Annotated in this window: 28 protein-coding genes and 1 other annotated feature; of the genes, 15 read left to right on the plus strand and 13 right to left on the minus strand. The window is 35.4% G+C overall.

Going from position 1 to position 25,805, the window contains the following annotated elements:
• Nucleotides 1-197 precede the first annotated feature (197 nt).
• Nucleotides 198-1,670: a glucose-6-phosphate dehydrogenase gene (zwf, locus tag ACTYA4_RS04825; protein WP_445505578.1), complete on the minus strand. Its 1,473-nt coding sequence runs from the start codon at nucleotides 1,668-1,670 to the stop codon at nucleotides 198-200.
• Nucleotides 1,671-2,237: 567 nt separating this feature from the next.
• On the opposite strand from zwf, the gene rnz reads away from it, so the two are divergent.
• Nucleotides 2,238-3,152 (plus strand): ribonuclease Z, encoded by a 915-nt coding sequence (rnz, locus tag ACTYA4_RS04830; protein WP_443480066.1) that lies wholly within the window; start codon nucleotides 2,238-2,240, stop codon nucleotides 3,150-3,152.
• Between the two features lie 64 nt (nucleotides 3,153-3,216).
• On the opposite strand, the gene proC is transcribed toward rnz, so the two are convergent.
• Nucleotides 3,217-4,053, minus strand: a complete 837-nt coding sequence (gene proC, locus ACTYA4_RS04835) for a pyrroline-5-carboxylate reductase (protein WP_443480065.1) — start codon at nucleotides 4,051-4,053, stop codon at nucleotides 3,217-3,219.
• 63 nt (nucleotides 4,054-4,116) lie between these two features.
• Nucleotides 4,117-4,337: a binding site (T-box leader), on the minus strand.
• Nucleotides 4,338-4,764: 427 nt separating this feature from the next.
• Here proC and ACTYA4_RS04840 point away from each other — a divergent pair.
• Nucleotides 4,765-5,556: an SDR family NAD(P)-dependent oxidoreductase gene (locus tag ACTYA4_RS04840; protein ID WP_443480064.1), complete on the plus strand. Its 792-nt coding sequence runs from the start codon at nucleotides 4,765-4,767 to the stop codon at nucleotides 5,554-5,556.
• A 523-nt stretch (nucleotides 5,557-6,079) separates the two neighbouring features.
• On the opposite strand, the gene ACTYA4_RS04845 is transcribed toward ACTYA4_RS04840, so the two are convergent.
• A complete protein-coding gene (locus ACTYA4_RS04845) occupies nucleotides 6,080-6,280 on the minus strand; it encodes a YqzH family protein (protein WP_443480063.1) in 201 nt (66 codons plus the stop codon).
• A 165-nt stretch (nucleotides 6,281-6,445) separates the two neighbouring features.
• Between ACTYA4_RS04845 and msrA the strand changes: the two genes are divergently transcribed.
• Nucleotides 6,446-6,961, plus strand: a complete 516-nt coding sequence (msrA, locus tag ACTYA4_RS04850; protein ID WP_443480062.1) for a peptide-methionine (S)-S-oxide reductase MsrA — start codon at nucleotides 6,446-6,448, stop codon at nucleotides 6,959-6,961.
• Nucleotides 6,962-7,004: 43 nt separating this feature from the next.
• On the opposite strand, the gene ACTYA4_RS04855 is transcribed toward msrA, so the two are convergent.
• Nucleotides 7,005-7,931 (minus strand): alpha/beta hydrolase, encoded by a 927-nt coding sequence (locus ACTYA4_RS04855; protein WP_443480061.1) that lies wholly within the window; start codon nucleotides 7,929-7,931, stop codon nucleotides 7,005-7,007.
• Between the two features lie 177 nt (nucleotides 7,932-8,108).
• Between ACTYA4_RS04855 and ACTYA4_RS04860 the strand changes: the two genes are divergently transcribed.
• Nucleotides 8,109-8,882 (plus strand): GNAT family N-acetyltransferase, encoded by a 774-nt coding sequence (locus ACTYA4_RS04860; RefSeq protein ID WP_443480060.1) that lies wholly within the window; start codon nucleotides 8,109-8,111, stop codon nucleotides 8,880-8,882.
• 390 nt (nucleotides 8,883-9,272) lie between these two features.
• Here ACTYA4_RS04860 and ACTYA4_RS04865 read toward each other — a convergent pair whose 3' ends face one another.
• Nucleotides 9,273-9,404, minus strand: a complete 132-nt coding sequence (locus ACTYA4_RS04865) for a hypothetical protein (protein WP_443480059.1) — start codon at nucleotides 9,402-9,404, stop codon at nucleotides 9,273-9,275.
• A gap of 110 nt (nucleotides 9,405-9,514) precedes the next feature.
• Between ACTYA4_RS04865 and ACTYA4_RS04870 the strand changes: the two genes are divergently transcribed.
• Together ACTYA4_RS04870 and ACTYA4_RS04875 are read left to right on the plus strand one after the other, a co-directional pair.
• Nucleotides 9,515-9,973 carry an OsmC family protein gene (locus ACTYA4_RS04870; RefSeq protein WP_443480058.1) on the plus strand — a complete coding sequence of 153 codons (459 nt, stop codon included), beginning with the start codon at nucleotides 9,515-9,517 and terminating at the stop codon, nucleotides 9,971-9,973.
• Between the two features lie 38 nt (nucleotides 9,974-10,011).
• Complete coding sequence (locus ACTYA4_RS04875) at nucleotides 10,012-10,257, plus strand: YqkE family protein (RefSeq protein ID WP_443480057.1); 246 nt, start codon at nucleotides 10,012-10,014, stop codon at nucleotides 10,255-10,257.
• A gap of 60 nt (nucleotides 10,258-10,317) precedes the next feature.
• Here the strand turns inward: ACTYA4_RS04875 and ACTYA4_RS04880 are convergent, their stop codons facing one another.
• Both ACTYA4_RS04880 and mciZ read right to left on the minus strand, forming a co-directional pair.
• Nucleotides 10,318-11,226 (minus strand): aldo/keto reductase, encoded by a 909-nt coding sequence (locus ACTYA4_RS04880; RefSeq protein ID WP_443480056.1) that lies wholly within the window; start codon nucleotides 11,224-11,226, stop codon nucleotides 10,318-10,320.
• A gap of 110 nt (nucleotides 11,227-11,336) precedes the next feature.
• Nucleotides 11,337-11,495, minus strand: coding sequence for a Z-ring formation inhibitor MciZ (gene mciZ / locus ACTYA4_RS04885; protein WP_443480055.1), 159 nt, complete (start codon nucleotides 11,493-11,495; stop codon nucleotides 11,337-11,339).
• A 175-nt stretch (nucleotides 11,496-11,670) separates the two neighbouring features.
• On the opposite strand from mciZ, the gene ACTYA4_RS04890 reads away from it, so the two are divergent.
• From ACTYA4_RS04890 to xerD, 6 genes are all read left to right on the plus strand, one after another.
• A complete protein-coding gene (locus tag ACTYA4_RS04890; RefSeq protein WP_443480054.1) occupies nucleotides 11,671-12,219 on the plus strand; it encodes an NUDIX hydrolase in 549 nt (182 codons plus the stop codon).
• Nucleotides 12,219-13,394, plus strand: a complete 1,176-nt coding sequence (locus ACTYA4_RS04895) for an endonuclease Q family protein (RefSeq protein ID WP_443480053.1) — start codon at nucleotides 12,219-12,221, stop codon at nucleotides 13,392-13,394. Before ACTYA4_RS04890 ends, ACTYA4_RS04895 begins: the two co-directional genes overlap by 1 nt.
• A 409-nt stretch (nucleotides 13,395-13,803) precedes the next feature.
• On the plus strand, nucleotides 13,804-14,469 hold the full coding sequence (gene spoIIM, locus ACTYA4_RS04900; protein ID WP_443480052.1) for a stage II sporulation protein M: 666 nt from the start codon (nucleotides 13,804-13,806) through the stop codon (nucleotides 14,467-14,469).
• Between the two features lie 162 nt (nucleotides 14,470-14,631).
• Nucleotides 14,632-15,093, plus strand: a complete 462-nt coding sequence (gene fur, locus ACTYA4_RS04905; RefSeq protein WP_443480051.1) for a ferric iron uptake transcriptional regulator — start codon at nucleotides 14,632-14,634, stop codon at nucleotides 15,091-15,093.
• Nucleotides 15,094-15,271: 178 nt separating this feature from the next.
• Complete coding sequence (locus ACTYA4_RS04910) at nucleotides 15,272-15,499, plus strand: YqzK family protein (RefSeq protein ID WP_443480050.1); 228 nt, start codon at nucleotides 15,272-15,274, stop codon at nucleotides 15,497-15,499.
• 5 nt (nucleotides 15,500-15,504) lie between these two features.
• Nucleotides 15,505-16,395, plus strand: a complete 891-nt coding sequence (gene xerD, locus ACTYA4_RS04915) for a site-specific tyrosine recombinase XerD (RefSeq protein WP_443480049.1) — start codon at nucleotides 15,505-15,507, stop codon at nucleotides 16,393-16,395.
• A 224-nt stretch (nucleotides 16,396-16,619) separates the two neighbouring features.
• Here xerD and ACTYA4_RS04920 read toward each other — a convergent pair whose 3' ends face one another.
• The 4 genes from ACTYA4_RS04920 to ACTYA4_RS04935 all read right to left on the minus strand — a co-directional run bounded on the left by ACTYA4_RS04920 (nucleotide 16,620) and on the right by ACTYA4_RS04935 (nucleotide 19,677).
• A complete protein-coding gene (locus ACTYA4_RS04920) occupies nucleotides 16,620-16,961 on the minus strand; it encodes a zinc ribbon domain-containing protein YjdM (protein WP_443480048.1) in 342 nt (113 codons plus the stop codon).
• A 28-nt stretch (nucleotides 16,962-16,989) separates the two neighbouring features.
• Nucleotides 16,990-18,753 carry a SulP family inorganic anion transporter gene (locus ACTYA4_RS04925; protein WP_443480047.1) on the minus strand — a complete coding sequence of 588 codons (1,764 nt, stop codon included), beginning with the start codon at nucleotides 18,751-18,753 and terminating at the stop codon, nucleotides 16,990-16,992.
• A gap of 137 nt (nucleotides 18,754-18,890) precedes the next feature.
• A complete protein-coding gene (locus tag ACTYA4_RS04930; protein WP_443480046.1) occupies nucleotides 18,891-19,322 on the minus strand; it encodes a DNA mismatch repair protein in 432 nt (143 codons plus the stop codon).
• A gap of 1 nt (nucleotide 19,323) precedes the next feature.
• On the minus strand, nucleotides 19,324-19,677 hold the full coding sequence (locus ACTYA4_RS04935) for an ArsR/SmtB family transcription factor (RefSeq protein WP_443480045.1): 354 nt from the start codon (nucleotides 19,675-19,677) through the stop codon (nucleotides 19,324-19,326).
• Between the two features lie 332 nt (nucleotides 19,678-20,009).
• On the opposite strand from ACTYA4_RS04935, the gene deoB reads away from it, so the two are divergent.
• From deoB to ACTYA4_RS04950, 3 genes are read left to right on the plus strand one after another with little or no spacing between them, the layout of a single operon-like run.
• Nucleotides 20,010-21,194 carry a phosphopentomutase gene (deoB, locus tag ACTYA4_RS04940; RefSeq protein ID WP_443480044.1) on the plus strand — a complete coding sequence of 395 codons (1,185 nt, stop codon included), beginning with the start codon at nucleotides 20,010-20,012 and terminating at the stop codon, nucleotides 21,192-21,194.
• 13 nt (nucleotides 21,195-21,207) lie between these two features.
• Entirely contained in the window at nucleotides 21,208-22,026 is an 819-nt protein-coding gene (locus tag ACTYA4_RS04945; RefSeq protein WP_443480043.1) for a purine-nucleoside phosphorylase, read from the plus strand.
• Nucleotides 22,027-22,056: 30 nt separating this feature from the next.
• Nucleotides 22,057-23,361, plus strand: coding sequence for a pyrimidine-nucleoside phosphorylase (locus tag ACTYA4_RS04950; protein WP_443480166.1), 1,305 nt, complete (start codon nucleotides 22,057-22,059; stop codon nucleotides 23,359-23,361).
• A gap of 139 nt (nucleotides 23,362-23,500) precedes the next feature.
• Here the strand turns inward: ACTYA4_RS04950 and ACTYA4_RS04955 are convergent, their stop codons facing one another.
• Both ACTYA4_RS04955 and map read right to left on the minus strand, forming a co-directional pair.
• A complete protein-coding gene (locus ACTYA4_RS04955) occupies nucleotides 23,501-24,712 on the minus strand; it encodes a GNAT family N-acetyltransferase (RefSeq protein WP_443480042.1) in 1,212 nt (403 codons plus the stop codon).
• 300 nt (nucleotides 24,713-25,012) lie between these two features.
• On the minus strand, nucleotides 25,013-25,759 hold the full coding sequence (map, locus tag ACTYA4_RS04960; protein WP_443480041.1) for a type I methionyl aminopeptidase: 747 nt from the start codon (nucleotides 25,757-25,759) through the stop codon (nucleotides 25,013-25,015).
• Between the last annotated feature and the right edge of the window lie 46 nt (nucleotides 25,760-25,805).

Raw genomic sequence — 25,805 nt, forward strand, 5'->3', positions numbered from 1 at the left:
CTGAATGCTTGGATTTTTACTATCTATATTTCATAGCATCCACTTTTTCAGTGACCTTAGCAAAACGACGAGGAGGATCGGCATTCGTCTGTGGAAAGCGAAGTGTATTCAGGCTGCGGGGTAAATAACAACAATCTATACGAAAAGAGCGTAAATAAAAAACGTGAAATCATAAAGATCCCACGTTTTTATTGTTGTTAGCAAACATCCACATCAAATTGATTTATTGGCCACCAGAAGAAACCATCTTGTTCTAATAATTCATCTGCCTCTTTTGGTCCCATTGATCCAGATGCATAGTTTGGAAAATTAGCAGCAGCTGTATTTTCCCAAACTTTAGAAATTTCATCTACAAAACTCCAAGAAAGAGCCACTTCATCCCAGTGTGTAAAGTTTGTTGCATCACCATTTAAACTGTCATCAATTAACTTTTCATATGCTTCAGGTGTATTAATGCCTGCAACACCTGTATTTGCATAGCTTAGTTTAATCGGTGTAGCTTCCATATTTTGTCCAGCTTTTTTAGCATTTAAATGTAAAGTAATACCTTCTTCCGGCTGAATGTGAATTACTAAAAGATTTGGCGTTAATTCTTTTTCAGGATGATCATATAAATTCATTGGAATATCTTTAAATTGCACAACAATTTTTGTTGATTTTGATTCCATTCTTTTACCTGTACGAATATAAAATGGCACACCAGCCCAACGGAAATTATCGATCATCACTTTACCAGCAACATATGTTTCTGTATTCGATTCCGGATTTACCATTTGTTCTTCACGGTAACTAGGCAGTTCTTTATCATTTACTGTTCCTTTACCATACTGTCCACGAACAAAATATTCGTTTATTTCATCTCCTTTGATTGAGCGCATAGCTCGGAAGACTTTTACCTTTTCAGAACGAATTTCATCAGGTGTTAATCGAATCGGCGGTTCCATTGCAAGCAATGCGACCATTTGCAGCATATGGTTTTGAAACATGTCTCGTAACGCGCCGCTTGTTTCATAGTATCTGCCACGCTCTTCAACCCCTAAAGTTTCACTAGAAGTCACTTGAATATTGCTTATATAACGGTTATTCCATAAGTTTTCAAAAATGGCATTAGAAAAACGAATGGTTTCAATATTTTGCACCATTGCTTTTCCTAAATAATGATCAATTCGATACACTTCATCTTCAGAAAATGCTGTTCTTATTTGCTCATTTAGCTCTTTAGCAGATTCCAGATCATGTCCAAATGGCTTTTCGATAATCAGACGTTTGAAACCAGTGACATCTGTAAGACCATCTTCTTTTAAATGGATCGCAATTGGACCGAAAAATTCTGGAGCCATTGCCAAATAGAATATTCTGTTGCCGTCTAAGCTATATTTCTCATCTAACTCATTTGCGATATTTTTTAATGTAAGATAAGAATTAGAATCTGTTACATCATGTGAATGGTAGCAGAAATAGGAAGCAAATGTCTCAACTTCAGTTGGATTTGTATTCGCAATAGATTCTGCTACAGATTTTTCAACATTCTTTTTAAATTGTTCATTTGTTAATGTTCTTCTTCCAACTCCGACCACAGCAAAGCGTGATAATTTGCCTTTTTCATATAGTCGGTATAGGGAAGGGAACAGCTTGCGGTTTGCTAAATCTCCTGTTGCTCCAAAAATCATTAATAGTGCATTGGGTTGTTGATTTTGATTCACTTTCATGGACCTCTTTTCATTAAGTATGTATAAATAGTTCAAATTAGCTTTGAATTTTTTTAAGACACTTTAAAACAAACTTTATAAAAGAATAACAGGTATTAAAGAAGATGAAAACATAATATTCTTTCTTTTTTCTACTATGTTGTGAAAAAGTATCTGTTCAGATATAAAATTTTATCTGTTTCCTGCTAATTAAGCAAACAAAATGTTTTAATAAAACATTTTTTACTGAAATTTTAGAAAAATTAATTTTTAAAACTTTAGCAGTGTGTTTACTTTATTATTCGTTATTGTAGATAATACAATAAATTCGAGAAACTTACTAGGAAAAAAAGAAAAAATAATTTGGTAAGTTGTTCTTTTTCCCTTATACTTAAGGCATTCTCCGCTTTAATTTTCTTTTTTTTGGAACATGTATATTTAATTAGTATTTTATAGATTAACAGCATTTATCTAAAAAAAGCTTTCGTTTGAATTAGATTTTATCTAATAATTGGCATTGCAAAAATAGATAGAAAGAAGTGTATAACAGTGGAATTGCAGTTTTTAGGAACGGGTGCTGGGCTTCCAGCAAAATTAAGGAATGTTACCTGTATCGCATTAAAACTTTTAGAAGAAAGAGGAAGCATCTGGTTGTTTGATGTTGGAGAAGCGACACAGCACCAAATTTTACATACGTCTATTAAACCAAAAAGGATTGAAAAAATATTTATCACTCATCTGCATGGTGATCATTTGTATGGATTGCCTGGATTGCTTGCAAGCAGATCTTTTCAAGGAGGAGAGACTTCAGTGACCGTATATGGTCCAAAAGGGGTTAAGACTTATATTGAAACAAGTTTTACTATTAGTCAAACGCATTTAAAATATGAATTGCAAGTAGTTGAAATAGAAGAAGGCATCATTTTTGAAGACGAATCCTTTCAAGTCGAAGCGATGGCATTAGAGCACGGTGTTCCCTGCTTTGGCTATCGTGTCACGGAAAAAGACCGTCCTGGAAAATTACTCATTGATAAGCTGCGAAAAATTGGCTTGACACCAGGCCCGTTATTTAAAAAAATCAAAAATGGGGAAGACGTCACGCTGGAGGACGGCACTTTTATAAAAAGCCAGGATTTTGTCGGTTCTCCAATAAAGGGGCGGATTGTGGCCGTTTTAGGGGATACAAGGGTTTGTCAATCGGCGAGTCTTTTAGCACAAGATGCATCTGTGCTCGTTCATGAAGCGACTTTTGCAAGAGATGAGGCAGCGCTTGCAAAGGAATATTTTCATTCAACAACGGTACAAGCTGCAAAAATTGCGAAAGAGGCTAATGTAAAACAGCTTATTTTAACCCATATAAGTGCCAGATATGATAGTAATGATATTCACGAGTTGTTAACAGAAGCACAAGAAGTTTTTCCTAACACGGATATAGCAGAAGATTTTAATGTATATTCCGTCTAATTAACATGGTTTTGTTAAAAAAAGAAAGTCAAAATGGAATGTATCCTTTTTGACTTTCTTTTTCTTAATTAGTGATTTTCAACTCTTCACTTAGTGTATTTCCAAGCTGCTTTGATTTGGCTGCTGCTTCTTGAATACATTGGATGAAAGCATTTTGCACGTTAAAAGAGTCTAACACTTTAATGCCGGCTTCTGTTGTGCCTCCAGGGCTTGTTACATTTTTGCGAAGTTCAGCAGGAGTTTTAGAAGAGGTAGCAATCATTTCTGCCGCTCCATTTAAAGTTTGCACAATTAGCTCCTTTGCTATTTGATGGTCTAGTCCAATTTCGACTGCACTTTTTTCCATCGCTTCAACAATATAATAAATATAAGCAGGACCGCTTCCAGAAAGTCCCGTAACTGCATCTAGCTGAGATTCCTCGACTACTGTTGATAATCCAATCGTTTCAAATATTTTTAATACAAATTGTTTTTGGTTTTCATTAACGTACGCATTCATTGCAATTCCCGTTGCAGATTTGCCAACCGTTGCAGATGTATTAGGCATCGCTCGGGCAATTGGCAGTGCTTTATCGGCTAATAATTCCATACTTTTGATGCTGACACCTGCTAAAACCGAAATAAGCAGTGTGTTATCGGCTAAAAATGGTTTTATTTCTGTAATAGCTTCTTTTACATCTTTTGGTTTCATAGCAAGGATTATTGCATCAGCATTTGCTGAAAGTGTTTCCATATTATAGGAATAGTTCACGCCATACTGATTTTGAAGTGTTTCCAATCTTTCTTGATTAGCTCTGTTTGTAACAAAAATATCTTCCCCATTAATCATTTTACTGTTTACTATTCCGGAAATTATTGCTTCGCACATAGAACCAGCGCCAATAAAAGTGAGTTTTGTCATATATTTGCCTCCAACTATTTTTCTTTATATATTCATTATTATCATAAAAAAACCTTTCATCCAATAAAGGACGAAAGGTTTTATTTCGCGGTACCACCTTAGTTCAGTATATAAAATTTATTACATACTATTCTTTTATCCGGATAACGACGGAATACGTGTAGGTTTGCCTATCAACTCGTAAGGTAGGTTCAATGAGATGAGGGACGATGAAGTTTTCCAGCCAAGAACTTCACTCTCTTAATGTATCTATCTCATTTACTATTCTTAGTCATCATTTATTTATCTATGAAATTGCTTTGATTATGCAAGAAAAAAGGCTTGTCTGTCAAGAGACAATTTAAAAAAAATGTATTGTGATGACGGGAAAGCTGAGAGGAATGCTCAATGCAAAACAAAAACATAATATTGTGAATCAATGGAAGATATGTGAAAATGATTTTATTCAAAGGCTGTTTTTTCAAAGTTTGTTGTTTTTCACATGAAATATTGGAAATGAAATACTCAGCAGACTGAATACACGTAGACTCCTGTGGGAATGCGAGAAAGACGAGACCCCGCAGGAGCGTATACGACGAGGAGGCTCGACGCTCGCCCGCGGAAAGCGAAGTGTATTCAGGCTGCGAATTTAAAAGCAATAATCCATAAGAAAACAGCCTATTCAAATCAAGAAATAAATCAATGATAAGAGAAAGTAATAAGAGGTGTATCATGCAAATATTAAAAAATAAAAATATCGTCATTACTGGAGCTTCGTCTGGCATTGGAGAAAAAATCGCTCACAATGTAGCGGCTTTAGGAGCAAGACCGATTCTTTTGGCTCGTTCTGTTGATAAGCTAGAGCAAATATGTAGAGAAATTAATCAACATTCAAATGTAAATGCGATTTTTTTTCAGCTTGATGTTGGTAATTCAGCAGAAATAAAAGCAGTTTTTAAAAAAATTTATGAAGAAGTAGGCTTTATTGATATTTTATTAAATAATGCTGGATTTGGAGTGTTTGATTATTTGCATGAAGCAAGCTTTGACCATTTAGAAAAAATGTTTCAAGTAAATGTTTTAGGTGTAATGGCGTGTACAAAAGAAGTGTTGCCTTCGATGTTAAAACGAAATAGTGGGCATATCATCAATATTGCATCAATCGCAGGGAAACTGGCGACAGCGAAGTCAAGCGGCTATTCTGCTACAAAACATGCCGTATTAGGTTTCACTAACAGCTTGCGCATGGAACTCGCAAAAACAAATATTCATGTTTCAGCCGTTAATCCGGGACCAATTGCCACTAATTTTTTTACAATTGCTGATAAGTCAGGGGATTATGTAAAAAATATCAAAAAACATATGCTTTCTTCTGATGATGTGGCAAATAAGGTAACGAACTTAATGTTAAAACCAAAAAGAGAGTTGAATATACCAAACTGGATGAATTGGGGAAATATGCTTTATCATTTATTTCCAAAAACTGCAGATAAAGTAATGACGAAAATGTTTAATAAAAAATAGGCTCTGTTAAACGATTATGTTGATTTTGGAAGGGAATATGCGAGATTCCTGTGGGAAAATGGGCTGGCAAGACCCCGCAAGACGGGGGTACAAGCTAAGAGGATTGCCAGTTCGTCCACGGAAAGCGAGCGATAAGCTTCGGAAAACCCCTTTTATCAGGAGCTTATTTTCAGGGTAGACATCCATGCTAATAAAATTCGCACCATGGCGCATGAAAAGAAGCAGTCTCCCTATTTTTTAGCGAAGTGTATGCCGGCTGCGGACTACTCACAAGAACACCACACTTTTCAGGGTAGACACCCATGCTAATAAAATTCGCATCATGGCGTATGGAAAGAAGCAGTCTCCACATTTATAGCGCAGAGCAGCGTGAATACACGAAGACTCCTGCGGGAAAGCGAGACAGACGAGACCCTGCAGGAGCGTAGCGACGAAGCGGCTCGGCGCTCGCTAAGCAAGAAGCGTAGTGTATTCACGCTGCGGAACTTCTTTTCAGGGTAGCCAAAAAATAAAACAGATTCTTCTAAAAATAAGGCGAATCTGTAATATACCCATAAACAACATCCTGAACAAGATCATAAATATCTACTTCAGGCGATTCTTTTTTACTATATATAATTTTTTTATACATGTTTTCGAAATCATGATCGTTCAGAATAGTACTTTCTGTATGGTATTGTTTTAATGCATTTTTAATCATTTTGTTAATAAAAACTTTATTCATGACATAACCTACTTTAATTTAGAACTTTTAAAAATGAAAAGATAGAATGGTTTTATAAAATATTATATACTATATCTCAATAGAATAAAGTATTTTGAAAATTTGCCTACATAAAGCAGGGAAAATAGATAAGATGAATTTCAACGAAGAAAGAGGATGGAAATTATGGAGAAAGCTACATTTGCAGGGGGATGCTTTTGGTGTATGGTAACACCTTTTGACGAGCTGCCTGGGATTGAAGGGATTATTTCTGGATATATGGGTGGAACGAAAGAAAATCCAACATATGAAGAAGTGAAATCAGGAAATACAGGTCATTCGGAAGTCGTGCAAATTACGTTTAATCCAGATCTTTTTCCATATGAAAGGTTATTAGAATTGTATTGGCAGCAAATTGATCCAACGGATGCTGGTGGTCAATTTCATGACAGAGGATCGCAATACCGTACGGTTATTTTTTATCATAATGAAATACAAAAAAAACTTGCGGAAGAATCAAAGCAAGCAGTCATTGACAGTGGACGCTTTCATAAACCAATTGTCACTGCTATTGAGCCAGCAAGCGCTTTTTACGAGGCAGAAGAATATCATCAAGATTATCATAAAAAGAATAAACAGCATTATAAAGAAGATCGTCAAAAATCTGGAAGAGATGAATATATTAAAGAAAAATGGCAGTAGAATAGGAAACATAATCGGGATTGCTCCTATTAGACAATCCCGATTATGTTTCCTTAACATGGACATATTCTTGTAAAAAATCATCAATTGCTTGTTCATAGGCTTCCTTGTTTTCATTATAGGATTGAGCGTGCAGACCGTTGCTTGCAAAAAACAATTTTTTGGGTCCTTTTTTCTTTTCGAATAACTTTTGGGTCATACTTGGCAAAATAAAATCATCTTTTTCACTATGAATAAACAACATTGGTTTTGTTATTTTATCAATAACGGTGATAGGAGAAACATCGCGAAGAGAATAATGTTCTCTTAGTCGGATAAACAAATCAGCAATCGGCAATAGAAGTTTTGCAGGTAATTTTACTTCAGAAGAAATTAAATGTTGAATTTCCTCTTTAAAATCAGAAAAAGGACAATCTGCAATATAAAAATCGGCCCCATCATCCAACATGCCTGCATAAAGAATCATGGTTGCAGCGCCCATTGATTCCCCATGTATGCCGAGAAGAATATCTTTCCCTCTATTTTCATGAACCCAATCAACCACTGCTTTTAAATCAAATTTTTCATAATGACCAAAACTAGTTGTTTTACCTCCAGATTCTCCATGTCTGCGATGGTCGTAAATTAGGACATTATATCCTCTTTTTAGAAAAAGATTCATATATTTAATGGAATTGATTTTGTTTTCGGTAACGCCATGTGAAATAATAATATAGTGTTTTTTTTCAAACGGTTCCACTATAATGGTTTTTAAATGATAACCATAGGGAGAAGGAATGGTAACTTCTTGCTTACGTAATGCTTCGAATGACGCAGGATCGAAACGCCCTGCATCTCGTTCTCGATTATAAATAAATTGATCTTTTTTTGTCTTCATGTACATTAATCGGTTGGTGCTATATACACCAATAGATGCTAAAAAAAGCAAACATGAAAAGATATAACGAAAGAACCGAAAGAATCTTTTCATCAAATCCCACCTATTCCTATATCTGTAAAAATCATTTGTAGTTTACCATTCTTTTTCAGGAAAGCAAAGGGATAGATTCTTTAATTTTTCATCGGTTCAAACCTAATGGTAAAGACTATTGATAGTAATTGAGTTAAAAGTTAGAATAGTGAAAAAAAGAAGAGGGGAAATGGCTAAGTGAAACATACTACGACAATGTTAGAGGAATTGGCGATGAATGCTCAGCCTTGTGCAGTTACAATGCTGCTGGATGGGTGGATTATTCGTTTTAATGATGGTTATACAAAACGTGGCAATTCAGTGCAGCCATTGTATTTTTCTTCCATGAGTCTTGAGGAAAAAATACAGGAAGTGGAACAAATATATGTAAAGAAAGAGATGCCTGTTATTTTTAAGATGACAGAAGAAGCTTGTCCTAAGGAGCTAGATGGAATCCTTGAAACAAAAGGATATGGATTCCTAGATGAAACAAGTGTACAAACAAGATCTTTGCACGATATATCTCCTGTCTCCTCTTTAACGAATGCTGTAGAGATGTATGATTATTTTACAGAAGAGTGGCTTGAGCATTATTGCCGCTTGAATAAAGTAAACAAGACGAATCATTCGACATTAGTACATATGTTGCGTACTATTATTCCAGACACATGTTATGTTTTGCTAAAGGAAGGTTCGGAAGTAGTCTCGTGCGGTTTAGGTGTAAGGCAAGGAAAGTATATCGGATTATTTGATATTGTTACAAATAGTGATTATCGCCGCAAAGGGTATGGAAAAGCTTTAGTTCAATCGATCCTGCAATGGGGAAAAAACGAAGGTGCAGAATATGCCTACTTGCAAGTTATGGTAAAAAATAAACCGGCAATAACCTTATATCAAACATGTGGTTTCCAAGAGAGCTACCGTTATTGGTATAGAATAAAGGAAAAAAAGGAAAATAGATTCTGTGGGTAAGACCCAATGTCATCAACTTAAGATTCCATAAATTACAAACTTTTTAATATCATGGAATTAGATACCCTTTATGTAAAAGAAATACCCAATTTGTTTGGAGAGGCGTCCGCTCGACTCCTACGGGATTAGCGAGAAAGACGAGACCCCACAGGAGCAAAGCGACGAGGAGGCTCGGCGCTCGCCCCGTGGAAAGCGAGCGGTAAGCCTCGGAGAACAGAGCGGAAACCCTTACTTCCTATTTAGTTGCTTATTTTCCTGTTTTTTGAAGGTTAGCTTGATGACATTGGGGTAAGACCCCACCTTTAAGCGAATTATAGGTGGGGTTTTTCCAATACGTTAAATAATAACTTTACCTGCTTAGTTGAAGTTTTAGCTTGCTTTAAAACGAGTTCATTGTTTTGTGTTTTGTCTTTTTGTTGGATGAATGGCTTTCTCTAATTCTTCTACTGCAATCGTTTCTTTTACTGTATCACCATTTGGCTGTCCTGCTTGGCTATATCCTTTGTCTCTTTTTTGGCTCATTTTAATGCTCCTTTCCAAAATAAACTACAATCATAACATAAGTTATTAGCACGATTTTTATTCATCCCACTAAATTGGGGGATTAACATAAGGAGAGGGTGAATATAAGAATGGCAGAACATCACTTTTATTTACATGCAGACTGGCCTGGATTAAGAAATGATGTTGGTACAATACAAAGCGGAAATTTGAAAACTGAAATTTCCATTCCTAAAGAAATGGATGGACCAGGAATTGGCACAAATCCGGATGAAATGCTCTTAGGAGCCGCAGCCACTTGTTTTATCATCACTTTAGCAGCAATGCTGGAAAGAAGTAAGATAAAAAAGGAAAGTTTAAGCTTGAAGTCTGAAGGAATTGTAGATGTTACAAATGGCGTAATTACTTATAAGCAAATTATACATCGTCCTAAAATTGTTTTGCCAATCGGTGCAACAGACAGAGACAAGCTTTTAGTCCGCCGTTTAGCACATAAAGCGGAAGCATCTTGTATGATTACAAGAGCGATAAAAGGGAATGTGGAAGTGAAATTGGTGGAAACTATTTGCATCCAGGATGAAAGCAATTAGATGATAAATAAATGAATAAGCACAAGGAGGAATTTACGATGAAAAAACAGCGTAAACCAGTAACTAAGAACCAGCAAGATAAACCGACAACATTAAAGGACTTGCTTAATGACCAGCTAATGAAACAGCTGCAAGACAAAAAACAGGCACTAAAGGCAGAAGAACAAGTAAAACAAAAAGCGGAAGAAGAAAGAATGAAAGAAGAAAAAAGATTAAAAGAAAAAAATAAATCTTTTGAAGAATTATTAAATGAAAATCCTCTTAATTGGAAAGAATTTAAGTAATGAACGAAGATAAAAAAGAACGCGACCTTTCCTTTTTTTCACGGAAAAGGTCGCAAACTTTTAACGATGCTGAAGATACGTATTTGCTTTTGTTATTTTTTGTACAAGTTCTATTTCTTTAAGTGATAACTGTTCACTATTTATAGCTTTTGCATTTTCCACGATCTGTTTTACACTGCTTGCTCCGGCAATGACAGAGCTAACCGCTGGGGCGGCTAAATTAAATTGAAGTGCTGCTTCCGTTAAAGAGTGAGTATCTGCAAAAATGTCTTTAAGTTTTGGCAAGATATCTTGTAATTCCTCTAAAGTATAATCTAAATATCCAGCAGTAAGTTTGTTTCGAAAGTTTTCACTTAATAAGCCTTTTGCAACTGGCCCTCTTGTAACTACACTAATCCCGTTTCGATATAATTGTGACAGCACTTCTTCCTCTGGTCGTCTGTCTAACATACTGTATTGCATCATGACAGAAACAATCGAGGAATGTTTTATATATTCACGAATGACATTTGGACGAATAGAGGAAATGCCATAATAGCGGATAAACCCTTCTTCCTTTAATTCTTCAAAGGCCTCAATCGTTTTTTTTATATTATCCTCTAATGTACCACCGTGTAACTGATACAAGTCGATATAATCGGTATTTAATCGCTTTAAACTTTGTTTAACGGCTTCTTTTATATAGTCTTTGCTCGCATCCCATGACCAGTTAGTTTGTCCACCTTTCCATTTATTTCCCACCTTTGTTGCAATAATAATATCTTCCCGATTATGTTTGAAAAATTGCCCCAATAACTGCTCGTTTTTTCCAAAATCATATAAATCTGCTGTATCAAAATAATTAATTCCTTGTTCAAGAGCAGCTTCTAAAATGGGGAATGCCGTTTTTTCATCCGTCCCTAAACTCATGCATCCTAATCCAAGTATTGAAACATATAGATCAGATGATCCTAACTGTCTTTTTTTCAAAATAAGGCACCTCTTTTTGTCGTTTATTCCTTCATTGTACCGAAAAAATAATCGGCTTTTCAAAAATATCGCCTTATTTAGTAAAATTGATTTTTTTACTATCTGGATTATTATTTTTTAGAAGAAGGATATTTTTTGGTTTGTTTTTCAACATATTCCAGCCACTCTTTTACATACGTATAATCTTTAGTGTATTTTTTTAAAAGGTGCCGAATTTGCCACGCCTTTCCTGTGCAAATGATGCCCTTATCATGTAAGTAAATCTTCATATGCAGCTCCTTTCCTGTCTTTATAAAAGAAAAAAAAGTATAATAATCTTAGGATAGACAAAAAAGAAATGAATAATCTTTCTGGGAGACATAAAAAAATTTTTTCGACAGGCAGATAATAAAACTATATGTAGTTAGACGATGCGAATAGAACGAGAACAGGAGAGGGTTTGAAATGAATTTACAGGAAAAAACAATTCGTTCAGAAAAAATATTTGATGGCAGAATCATCACGGTCCAAGTGGATGAGGTAGAACTTCCGAATGGAAAGACATCAACAAGAGAATTAGTAAAACATCCTGGTGCCGTTGCAGTTATTGCGGTAACCGATGAAGAAAAATTAGTATTGGTGGAACAATTTAGAAAACCATTAGAAAAAGAAATTGTCGAAATACCAGCAGGGAAGCTGGAAAAAGGGGAAGATCCTGCAGTTTGTGCGAAACGGGAGTTAGAGGAAGAAACAGGCTATGGCTGTAAAAGCCTAGAATTGCTAACATCTTTTTACACGTCTCCCGGATTTGCAGATGAAATTGTTCATCTTTATATTGCAAAAGGATTACATAAAATCGAAGACGCAGCAGGATTAGATGAAGACGAATTTGTCAACTTAATGGAAGTATCGTTGGAAGAGGCACAGGAATTGGTCAAAAATCAACGCATTTTTGATGCGAAAACGATGTATGCGGTTCAGTATATGCAGCTTGTTCAGGCCTTGAAAAAATAATGAATCGATATTATACAGATCTTCATATCCATATCGGCCGTACAAAAAGCGGAAAACCAGTAAAAATCACCGGATCCCGCACATTAACTTTTTCGAATATAATTCAATATGCAAAATTTCAAAAAGGAATGCATATGATAGGCATCATTGATTCTCATTCACCGGAAGTGCTTGCCGAAATTGAACAAAAGGTGGAAGAAGGTGTGATTGCTCCAAAAACAAACGGCGGTTTGGATATGAATGGATTAACGATTATTTTAGGATCAGAACTGGAACTATACGATGACCATTGCAACGGTCCGGTCCATGTATTAGTGTTTTTGCCGACATTAGAGAAAATGAAGGAATTTTCTTATTGGCTTTCTTCCAATACAAAAAACATTACATTAAGTTCACAAAGAATTTATGTAACAGGATTTGAATTGCAAAAAAAGATAAAGAGCATGGGAGGATTATTTATTCCAGCACATATTTTTACACCTTTTAAAAGCCTTTATGGCAGCGGTGTCAAGCAGTCTCTTTCAGAAATCTTTGATCCTGAATTAATTGATGCAGTGGAACTTGGCTTGAGTGCCGATTCAAAAATGGCAGATTGTATCGAAGAATTGCATCGTTATACATATATTACGAACTCAGATGCTCATTCGTTAGCAAAAATAGCTCGTGAATATCAAATAATTGAGATGAAAGAACCTTCCTTTTTAGAATTGAAAAAGGCAATAAAGGGTGAAGAAGGAAGAGGTATACGTGCAAATTACGGATTGAATCCTTTACTGGGGAAGTATCATGAAACTGTTTGTGCTAAATGTTTGAACCAACTTTCAAAAATAGGAGAGTCCTGTTCTATTTGTGGTAGTAAAAAAGGAGTGAAGGGTGTTGCAGCAAGAATAGAGGAATTAAAAAATGCGGTAACACAAACGAAAAGACCCCCTTACATCTACCAAGTGCCCCTTGAATTTATCCCAGGCCTCGGGAGAAAAACGCTAGAGAAGCTTTTGCAGCATTTTTCCACAGAAATGCAAGTTATTCATGAAGTTCCATACGAAAAACTAGCAGAAGTTTTGCCAAAAAAAATCGCAGATTATATTTCTGCTGCAAGAAATGGAAAGCTATTAATTTCTGTTGGCGGCGGCGGGAAATATGGAAAGATTGCAGAAAATTTATTTCATAAATAGCACCTAGTGCTGTCCATTAGATTCTTTTTTCTTTTGGAACAGCACTATTTTTTTCAAAAGATAAGAAAGTATAAAATTTCGAACCTAGTTTAGTGTCTAGTGCCGGCGTTGCCACAGGCTCGCAGGATGCGAGTCAATCGACGCTGCCACAGGACGTGGCGTACTACTTAGTCGATTTTCCTCTGTGCGCATTTAGCCAGCCGGTGCCTAGCCCCTGTGAAAGATAACCTCTGCCTCTAAAAGTAAAAAACATTTTTTCAGTCAAGAGAACATTTTTCTTCGGGGCTGAGCAAGGCGCCTGTGCTTTTCTTATGCAAAAAGAATTTACTAGAAAAAATACTAGATTTCCTAGTCATATGCCTTCCTCTCTTGCATAGAATAAACTAACTGATTTGTAGGAGGAAGAGCAATGAAGAAAAAAAAGTACCAGAACATTGTGGCCAATCATTTTCGGGAGCATTCCTCAATTTATTTATTTATCGTTGTTTTGTTTCTGATGGGGGTTATTTTTGGTGCGGTTGTTGTCAATAGTTTAACGTTAACGCAAAAGGAAGATTTATATGATTATTTATCCCAATTTTTTGGCCAAGTTTCAGATGGAAAAATAGCAAGTAGTAAGGATCTGTTTATACAGAGCTTTTCACATAATAGTAAGTTTATTGGTTTAATGTGGCTACTCGGTATTTCTATTATCGGATTGCCAGTTATTCTTATTCTATTATTTATTAAAGGAATGGTTGTTGGTTTTACAGTAGGTTTTTTAGTAAATCAGATGGGGTGGAATGGATTTCTGCTTTCCTTTGTGTCTATCTTGCCACAAAATATCATTGTAATCCCGATTTTTATTATTTCTGCCACACTTTCCGTAGCATTTTCATTTAAAATGATAAGACAACAGTTTATAAACAAAAGGGGGGAGCCGATACTTCCTTTATTCGGACGATATATGTTTCTTTTAGTGGTTGCTTTTCTTTTTTTGGCTGCAGCTGCCGGAGTTGAGGCCTATATTTCACCTATGCTGATGAAGTCCATCATTAATATGGTTCAATCATTTATCATACCCTTTGGAATGTAAGCAAGGGGGGAGAATAAAATGGTGGAAAAACGAAAAAAGGAATGGTATAATTAATATTATTTAATAATAATTATTGATTCTTAATTATAATAATTTTTATTAGGATTCTTTTCCTACATCTGTTATAATGAGATGGATAGTGGCTAGGGAGGGACTTTCGGAATGGAAAGTAGAATTGATAGAATAAAAAAGCTGTTGCACTCATCGAGTTATAAACTAACTCCCCAAAGGGAAGCAACGGTAAGAGTACTACTAGAAAATGAAGAAGACCACTTAAGTGCAGAAGACGTATACCTCCTTGTTAAAGATAAATCTCCAGAAATTGGATTAGCAACCGTTTATCGTACGTTAGAATTGTTAACTGAACTTAAAATTGTTGATAAAATAAATTTCGGAGACGGTGTTTCAAGATACGATTTACGACAAGAAGGAGCGGCACACTTTCATCATCATTTAGTATGCATAGAATGTGGTGCTGTTGATGAAATTCAAGAGGATTTATTAGGGGATGTTGAAAAAATAGTCGAACGTGATTGGAATTTCAAAATAAAAGATCACCGCTTAACTTTTCATGGAATATGTCATCGCTGCACAGAAAAAAGTGAGGGTGCAGTCGAAGAATAATGAAACCTTCTCTTTTTGGAGAAGGTTTTCAATATAGGTTGAAGGTAAAAGAAACTGCAACTTTTCAACAATTCTCTTCTCTTTTTGAGAAGTTTTTTTCAACCTTTCATTTTAGAAGGTATAAAACCTGTCCAAACTGGCATAGCTTTTAGTAAGATGCAAGTTTGGAGGAAATAATATGCTACAATGGTCAAAAATCGTTTTTCGCACAATTAAAGTGTTTATTTTGTTTACAGGATGCACGATTCTTTTTTATTATGCACTAATATGGTTTAATGAAGAATATCAGGATCTTCATCGTTATGATGAACCTTCAGGGGCAGCTGTAAAAGTAAATAGTACGGTAGCGAAAGAGGAATATTCCTGGAAAGATCGAATATTATTGTTTTATTTAAATGGGGAGTAATGCAAATGGACGACCAATTACAAGACTTTATGCATTTTTTGTTAGTTGAAAAAGGCTTAGCAAAAAATACTTTAGTTTCTTACGAAAGAGATTTAAAGGCTTACTATAAATATATAAAAAACATAGAACATTGTTCCTTGCAACAAATAAATCGAGCGCATATTATTCGATTTTTAGCGTTTTTAAAGGATCAAGGGAAATCGTCGAAAACAATTGCTCGACATATTGCCTCTATTCGGGCATTTCATCAGTTTTTATTAAGAGATCGTGTTTTAGAAGAAGATCCGACTGTACATATTGAGACTCCTCAAGCAGAAAGAACGCTGCCAAAAGTCCTCTCCATGCAGGATGTAGAAAAATTGTTAGATTCCCCGCAAATAACCGATCATTATGGAAAACGAGATAAAGCAATGTTAGAGCTGTTATATGCAACGGGAATACGAGTTAGTGAGCTTATTAGTTTAAATGAAGAAGATATTCATTTAACAATGGGATTTGTTCGTTGTATTGGCAAAGGCAATAAAGAACGCATCATACCTATTGGTGGAGCTGCTACGAGTGCGCTTCAGCTTTATTTAGAGGAGGGACGCTCCCTTTTCATCAATAAAAAAGAAAAAGACAATGCCCTTTTTCTCAATCATCACGGAAAGAGATTAACACGACAAGGGTTTTGGAAAATTTTAAAACGTCTTGGCAAAGAGGCGGAAATAAACAAAGAAATTACTCCGCATACATTAAGACATTCTTTTGCCACTCATTTATTAGAGAATGGGGCAGACTTGCGGGCAGTTCAAGAGATGTTGGGTCATGCGGATATTTCGACAACCCAAATATATACACATGTAACAAAAACAAGATTAAAAGATGTGTATACGAAGTTTCATCCGAGAGCATAGCTGCTGCAATCTTACTGGAGCACTCCTGTCGCAAACGGCAGGTTTAAAAATATATGGATATGTTCGAGATAAGTTCAAAAAATAGAAAGATCTCATTCATGATAAGTATTCTTGAATGAGATCTTTCTATTTTAAAAGTTGCTTACTTTCTATCTTGAAAATGTTGTACATTTATTGGCTTTAAATAATTAAATCAAATTAGTTCTGTTGCGTTAAAATCGCATTTATACCTTTTTAACAAATTCAGATTTTAATTTCATAGCTCCAAAACCATCTATTTTGCAATCAATATCATGGTCTCCATCAACTAAACGGATACTTTTTACTTTTGTACCTATTTTTACGACTAATGAAGTTCCCTTTACTTTAAGATCTTTAATTACTGTTACAGAATCACCATCGTTTAATACATTTCCATTTGCATCTTTGATTACCTTCGTATCTTCACTATTTTCAGTTTCTGATTTTAAAGTCCACTCATGAGCACATTCTGGACATACAAAAAGATTTCTATCTTCGTAAGTGTATTCTGATTTGCATTTTGGGCAATTTGGTAAATTAGACATATATTTATTTCCTCCACTTGTTATCATTCTAAAAATCTAATGCATTTACTTTATTATTTACTGTATTCGCTTTCTGGGATTGCTGAGAAAGTTGGGTACACTCATGAAAAGCGAAATGTGTACACCCCATACATTTTTTTGTATTTAAATGTCCAAGCGCGTAGTTAATAGCTTCCCCTGTATGATCAAAAAAGTTTTCTTCTCCAATCTCATCGTACAATCCATTTTTATCTAGGGTTATTTTTAACTCAAATTGAATCTCAGAAACAAGAAGTACGCCACCTTGTTTTTTTAAATGCTGAACAATATTTCTAAAATAGGATTCTCCTGTTGTATCAATAAAAGGAACTTTTCCCATACGTAAAATCAAAACTTGGGGTTTGTAATGAATGGTTGTTAAAATGTTTTGTTCAAACGTTTGAGCGGCACCAAAAAACAATGGACCTTCTATTGTATAGATACTAATTTGTGGGCAATCATGAGCTTTATTTACTACATGTGGTAGCATTCTTTCGTTCTTTCTTGTATGATCTGGAAGCACTTTAGATATGACAAGCATATTGCTCATACGTTTTGTAAATAAAATAACAGCTAAAATAAGTCCGATTTCCACAGCCGTTGTTAAACTAGTAAAAACAGTGAGTAAAAATGTTACAAGTAATACAAGAGAGTCTCCTGTCTTCATTTTAAGTATGTGAACAAAATGTTTTTGTTCGCTCATATTCCAAGCTACCACCATTAAAATGGGAGCCATACTAGCAAGCGGAATATGTGAAGCATATGGAGCAAATAGTAGAAGCGTGAATAACACAAATCCTCCATGAATAACACCCGACATCGGAGATACAGCTCCACCTTTTATATTGGTTGCTGTTCGAGCAATCGCTCCAGTTGCCGGAATTCCTCCAAATAACGGTGTAACAATATTGGCAATTCCCTGACCAATAAGCTCTTTGTTACTGTTGTGTTTACTATTTGTCATACCATCTGCCACGACAGCGGATAAAAGAGATTCAATACCACCCAACATTGCAATAACGCATGCAGGACCAATTAATTGTTTTATTCGCTCTAATGTGATTTCTGGTATATCAAACTGAGGAAGTGTATTTGGAATCGTACCAAATGCTGTACCAATAGTAGGTACATGACCTGAGAAAAATACGGTAGCAATTAAAGTTGAAATAACAACACCTACTAATGAACCTGGTACTTTGGGCAAAATCTTTGGTGTTATGATTATAACAATAAAGCAAATCATAGCAGTTATAAGACTGTAAAAATTGGTGGTACCGATATGAGTGAAGATTTCCTTCAGGTTTGCTATAAATTCCTCATGCTTTTTTATACCTGTTAGACCCAAAAAACTAGCAATTTGTCCCGTGAAGATAATGACAGAAATCCCTGATGTAAAGCCAATAGTTACAGGACGTGGGATAAACTTAATTAAAGATCCCAGTTTAAAAATTCCCATAAGGCATAAGATAATTCCAGCTAATAAACCAGCAAGTAGTAAATTTTCATACCCATATGTAATTACAATGCCTAAAAGAATAGGAACAAAAGCACCTGTAGGCCCTCCAATTTGATACTTCGAACCACCAAATAGCGAAATGAGTATCCCAGCAATACATGTTGTATAAATCCCAAACTCCGGCTTAACACCAGAGGCTATAGCAAAAGACATAGCAAGTGGAATCGCAACAACTCCGACAATCATTCCTGAAAGAAGATCCTTTTGAAAATATCCCAACGAATAACCTTCAAACCTTCCCGTAAATAACCCTCTCATTACAAACCCTTCTTTTCTATTTTTAATAAATCTTGCTTTTTTGTAAGAATATTAGCATTTGATGAAATTGAATTACAAATACATTTCCCATACCCTTATACAGCCCCATTTTATCTCTTTACAAGAGGAGCATCAGCTTAATATTGGTTATACATTTTACTTAAATGACGTTCTAATTTGTTTATATCTCCGCCTTCGAGTATATAAGAATTTAACCCTTCTGCTAGAAGTAATCCATCTCGACTATCAAGCTTTTTCATATCTATAAACGATTTAATCTTTACTTTATCTGGGGTATTGTCTCTACGAAACATTTGTCCTGGGATTTCACTCCAGAAACTATTCCATTCGTTTAGTAATCCCTTTTGATCAAATAAAAAACTTTGAATTCCGCATAACCAAGCTGTATTTCTCTTTTGACATCCTACTCCATCCTGTAAATGCTGACATGATAAACAACAAGAATTTCCACTTTTAATACAAACATTACAAACGTGATGAGCTCCTATTGAGCGAAATATTTCAATTCCATGTTGGATGATATCTTCTTTCTCAACTTCAATGCTCAACCTAACCCTCCTTAACTATCGTTTCACGTTCTGTTTCATCTAGTTCTTCAAACATTGAAATCGTGTCGATTAAATGGTTATTAAAAATCTTTCGAGCAACTGCCAGTAAATTCATAATCATAGGATCTCGAAGAGAATATAAAACTCGTTTTCCATCTTTTGTGCCAACAACAATATTTTTAGCACGTAGTACACTTAACTGTTGGGAAACAACTGAACCTTCCTTGTTAAGAATGCTCTGAATTTCATTTACACTTTTTTCGCCCTCTGACAATAATTCGAGAATACGTATTCGTAAAGGATGTGATAAGGCTTTAAAAAAATCAGCCTTAAATTGTTGCATTTCGTCTCCCATTAAAACGCCTCCATTGATTTTAAATAATTAGGAAGTATCATATACATATTCAAATGTTTGAATATATATATATGATACTTCTAGAACTTACAATTTTCAATACAAATTGTGAAACGTTAAAAAAAGAACCAGAAACCAGCGTTTAACTTTTGATTTTTTGTTACGCTAGAGTTAGTACAGTAGAATGAAGACGAATGTTCGTTCTCTTTTCCACAAAAAAAGAAAGATAAAAGATGTCAGACTTCTAACGATTATGATATAATTTTTAAGATTAAATATATTAAATTATGGGTAAAATAGTTTGATTATTTCTTTATGAAGGAGGAAGGAACATGTCTTCATATACATATAAAAGAATATTTCTTATTGTTATGGATTCAGTTGGTATTGGCGAAGCGCCGGATGCTGAAAAATTTGGGGATGTCGGTTCACATACGTTGGGGCATATTGCAGAAAAAATGAATGGACTTCTGATGCCGAATATAGGTAAATTAGGATTAAGTAATATTGAAGAAATAAAAGGGATAAAAAAGGCGGAAAAGCCACTTGCTTATTATTCAAAAATGCAGGAAGCTTCTAACGGCAAAGACACGATGACAGGTCATTGGGAGATTATGGGTCTGCATATTGCCACACCATTTAAAGTGTTTCCAGATGGATTTCCAGATGAGCTATTGCAAACAATAGAAGAAAAAACAGGTCGAAAAATTATCGGAAATAAACCGGCGAGCGGAACAGAAATTCTCGATGAGTTAGGGGAAGAGCATATGAAAACGGGTGCTCTTATCGTATATACTTCAGCAGATTCTGTGTTACAAATTGCTGCTCATGAAGAAATTGTGCCATTAGAGGAACTGTATAAAATTTGTGAGTTGGCAAGAGAATTAACCTTGGATGAAAAATATATGGTTGGAAGAATTATTGCAAGGCCATTTGTTGGAGAACCAGGAAACTTTAAACGAACAGCCAATCGTCATGACTATGCTTTAAAGCCATTTGAACGGACTGTGATGAATGAATTAAAAGATAACGAATTAGATTGCATTGCCATCGGGAAAATTTCGGATATTTATGATGGAGAAGGTGTTACAAAGTCTTTAAGAACAGTCAGCAATATGGATGGAATAGATAAATTAATAGAAACACTAAATATGGATTTTACTGGTCTAAGCTTTTTAAACTTAGTAGATTTTGATGCTCTTTATGGCCATCGCAGAGATCCAATCGGATATGGGAAAGCGTTAGAAGAGTTTGATGCAAGATTGCCGGAAGTATTGGAACTATTAACTAAGGATGATTTATTAATTATTACCGCCGATCATGGCAATGACCCTGTACATCACGGAACAGATCATACACGAGAATATGTACCTTTATTAGTGTATAACAAAAAGATGGCTGCTGGAAACGAGCTGCCGCTAAGAGAAACATTTGCCGATATTGGTGCAACAGTTGCTGATAATTTTCATGTCACATTGCCAAAGTACGGAAAAAGCTTTTTAGATGAGTTAAAGTAGGGGAGAGTATAATATGAACTATACAAAGATTAAACAAGCTGCAGATTTTTTAAAGAAAAACAACAATGTTTCACCAAAAATCGGACTTATTTTAGGATCTGGATTAGGCGTTTTAGCTGACGAAATTGATCAAGCTGTGAAAATTCCATATAGTGATATACCTGAATTTCCTGTAAGTACAGTTGAAGGACATGCTGGTCAATTAGTATTTGGCAGTATTTTTGGCATTGATGTTGTAGCGATGCAAGGACGTTTTCATTTTTATGAAGGATATTCTTTTGATAAAGTAACTTTTCCTGTTCGTGTAATGAAAGAACTTGGGGTAGAAACATTAATTGTTACGAATGCAGCAGGTGGAGTGAATGAAACATATTTGCCAGGAAATTTAATGCTAATTTCTGATCACATAAATAATATGGGGACCAATCCATTGATTGGTCCGAATGATGCTAACTTAGGCGTACGTTTCCCTGATATGTCAGAAGCGTATTGCAAAGAATTACGAAAAACAGCTAGAGAAATAGCGACTAAAATTGGATTGACGATTCAAGAAGGAGTATATGTCGGCAACACAGGTCCTTCTTATGAAACACCAGCTGAAGTTCGCATGATAAGAACACTTGGCGGTGATGCTGTTGGGATGTCAACGGTTCCGGAAGTAATCGTGGCAAGACATGCGGGAATGAAGGTGCTAGGAATATCTTGTATTTCGAATATGGCAGCTGGCATTTTGGATCAACCGCTAAATCATGAAGAAGTAATCGAAACAACGGAAAAAGTAAAAAATGATTTTCTTCTGTATGTAAAAGAACTTATTAAACAAATTGGCTAATATATCGCAAAGGGGATACTAATTATGAAAATGCGAATGGTTGACTTAATCGAGAAAAAAAGAGATGGATTCGAACTAACGGAAGAAGAAATTTCTTTTATCATTAACGGATATACAGATGGCTCCATTCCAGATTATCAGATGAGTGCCTTTACGATGGCTGTTTTTTTTCAGGGAATGACAGAAAGGGAATGTGCAGATTTAACGATGTCTATGGTACATTCCGGTGATGTCATTGATTTATCGGAAATAGAAGGAATAAAAGTAGATAAGCATTCTACAGGTGGAGTTGGCGACACTACTACTTTAGTATTAGGGCCATTAGTAGCATCACTTGGTGTTCCAGTGGCAAAAATGTCCGGCCGAGGATTGGGGCACACTGGTGGAACCATTGATAAATTAGAATCAGTTCAAGGATTTCATGTCGAAATAGATAAAGAAGCGTTTATTCAGCTTGTGAATAAAAATAAAGTTGCAGTCATTGGCCAAAGTGGGAATTTAACGCCTGCGGACAAAAAATTATATGCTTTAAGAGATGTAACAGCAACGGTTAATAATATTCCTTTAATTGCAAGCAGCATTATGAGCAAAAAAATTGCTGCAGGTGCAGATGCTATTTGTTTGGATGTTAAAACAGGCGCTGGTGCATTTATGAAAACATTAGAAGATTCAAGAGAGTTAGCAGAAGCAATGGTACGGATAGGCAATAATGTCGGCAGAAAAACGATGGCTGTTATTTCTGATATGAGCCAGCCGCTGGGATTTGCGGTTGGCAACGCATTAGAAGTAAAAGAGGCAATCGATACATTAACAGGCAATGGTCCAAAAGATTTAACAGAGCTATGCTTAACCCTTGGAAGTCATATGGTCTATCTAGCAGAAAAAGCGGACAGTATTGAACATGCTAGAAAAATGCTGGAAGAAGCAATTGCCAATGGCAAAGCACTTGAAACGTTTAAACTGTTTTTACGTTCGCAAGGTGGAGATGATTCAGTTGTAGACCAACCAGATAAACTGCCGCAAAGCAAGTATATATCTGAACTGCCTGCTAAGGAAGCTGGATATGTGGCTGAAATAACAGCAGACAGCATTGGAACTGCTGCAATGTTGCTTGGTGCAGGGCGAGCAACAAAAGAATCAGAAATTGATTTAGCTGTCGGCTTAGTTCTCCGTAAAAAAATCGGCGATCAAATAGAAGCAGGTGAATCACTTGTCACCATATATAGTAATTCAGAAGATATAGAAGATGTCAAAAAGAGGCTTTATAAGCATATAAAAATTAGCAGCGATCGGGTAGAAGCACCTGTATTAATACATGAAGTAATAACAAAATAAAATTTCAGAAGAGTTGTATGATACCTATAAAAATCGTACAACTCTTCTGTTTTACGATGAATTTTAGATGAAGTTGGCACGTTTAATTGAATCCGATAAATAGCAAATGGATTTGCCAAATCTTTTATCTAAAATACACTTAAAAATAATCAGAAAAATAAGGAGTTTGCTGTTCAATAATATCTTCAAGGAGCTCAACCGTTTCCAGACTGCAGGAAAGTCGTCCAATTTTATAAAGATAGTCTGGGCTTTTGTAACTAAGAAGCATCGTTGTTATCGTTTGAATATCCAGCTTTAATTCGCTTTGACTGCCATCACGTACTAATTTTCCTTGTCCATCTTTAGATATATAAAGAGTGAAAGTACCTTGGTTCCATGCCAGCAACGGATCATCTAATGTAAAAGTTAATTTTCGGTCCATTCTTTGCGGTTTAAAAGGATATTGAGAAATAAACTGCTCCAGATCCACAATACGAGCCATATAATAAGGAGAAATCGTTTCTTTGATGTCAGCATCTTCCAATAGAAAAGCAAGTGGCTCATCTGTGAATGTATTGCCGACAACTTGTGATACCATCGAAAAGTGGGCACTAATAAAATTCCATAGTCCAATCCTTGCTTCTTCATTAACAAATACCATTTCTTTAATATGAAATATTTCATCCGCAATCCAATAAAGAACATATCCATCTGGCTGTCTGTCTTCACTGTAATATACAGCTGCAGTAAGATCTTCAAAATCCCAGCGCCAATATTCATCCCATGCTAAATCATTTCTAAGCATGGCTCCATGGGTTTGTGATGTAAATCGTTCATAAACAGTTTTGAGTATTTTGTCTTCAGTAGAAACACGTTCCACTTCTCCTGAAACTTGCTTCATTTTCGGCAATTGATAGTCTTTTACTTCAAAGGTCATTTTATCTGAAATAATTTCCCACCCTTTTCGGCGATAATAAGGTATAGAGTATGGAAAAAGATAACTGATGGATTGTTTCTTTTCCCGCATGTTGGCAAGTGCTTTCCGCAACAATTTGTCCATTAATCCTAAGTTTGAATACTCTGGGAATGTGCCGACACCTGTTACACCGCCCATGTCGTATGTATTATTAAATATTCTTACTTGAAAAGGATAAACGGAAAGCTGAGATACTAATTTATCGCCATCAAACCAACCGATTACATCTGCTTGTTCTAATACTGGTGATTTCGCCAATATTATTTCTCGTTCTTCCCAACCGATTTTTTGTAGATCATGATTTGTTACTTGAAAAACATATCGAAGTAATTGGTTGTATTGTTCTAGATGCTCTAGTTGAACATCTTTCATTTTTAACCTTTCTTTTCGACCCATAAAATACCCCTCTTTTTTAACTTTTTCACCGTTCTCTTTTACTATACAATTTTTTTGATTTTAAGTCATTTTTCAAAATAAATTGTTTATGCAATCGTATATATGTCGTCTCCTTCAATTTTAGAAAACCTAATTAAGGCGGCGCGAGCGAAAAAAGCACATTATTCATACGAATAAAAAACAAAGTAATGAGGACAGAATCGTGTTTATTTCCATCTAAATCACGCAGCTCCGACCCCTTTTCTATAAAAAAGCGAGAAAAAATACTATTCCTCGCTTTAGAATAATCAAAAATAAAAATTACTGTTTAGTTAATATTTCAGGCCCATTTGCAGTGATAGCTAATGTGTGTTCATACTGTGCAGATAGACTCCCGTCAACAGTTCTTGCTGTCCAGCCATCTAAGTCAACTTTAGCATGATACATACCGATATTAAGCATTGGTTCAATCGTAATGACCATCCCTTCTTTTAATCTTTTTCCAAAGTTAGGTGGTCCGAAGTGTGGGATTTGCGGTTCTTCATGCATATTTTTCCCAATCGCATGACCTACAAAATCACGGACTACTGAAAAACCTTGAGATTCAGCAAATGTTTGAATAGCATGAGAAATATCTCCCACTCGATTTCCTACTACAGCCTGCTCAATTCCTTTGTAAAGAGCAGCCTCCGTTGTTTCTAATAATTTTTTTGCATCTTCAGAAATGGTGCCGACAGCATAAGACCATGCGGAATCAGCGAGCCAGCCATCTAAATTGACAACCATATCAATGGTCACAATATCGCCATTTTTTAATGGGGTTTTATTAGGAAATCCGTGACAAATAACATCATTAACAGATGCACATGTTGCAAAAGGATAACCATGATATCCTTTTTGTTCAGGAATTGCTCCTCTTTTAAGAATATAGTTTTCTGCAAACGCATTAATCGCTTCGGTTGTTACGCCAGGTTTGATTATTGCTGCTATTTCTTTATGGCAATCAGCCAATATTTCGCCAGCTTTTTTCATTTTTTTTATTTGTTCAGGTGTTTTAATAATAATCATCTTTTCTCCGTTGCCAAAACCTTATAAAAATCTATAAAGTTTGTTT

The organism is Niallia yueguangensis (genome assembly GCF_052663115.1).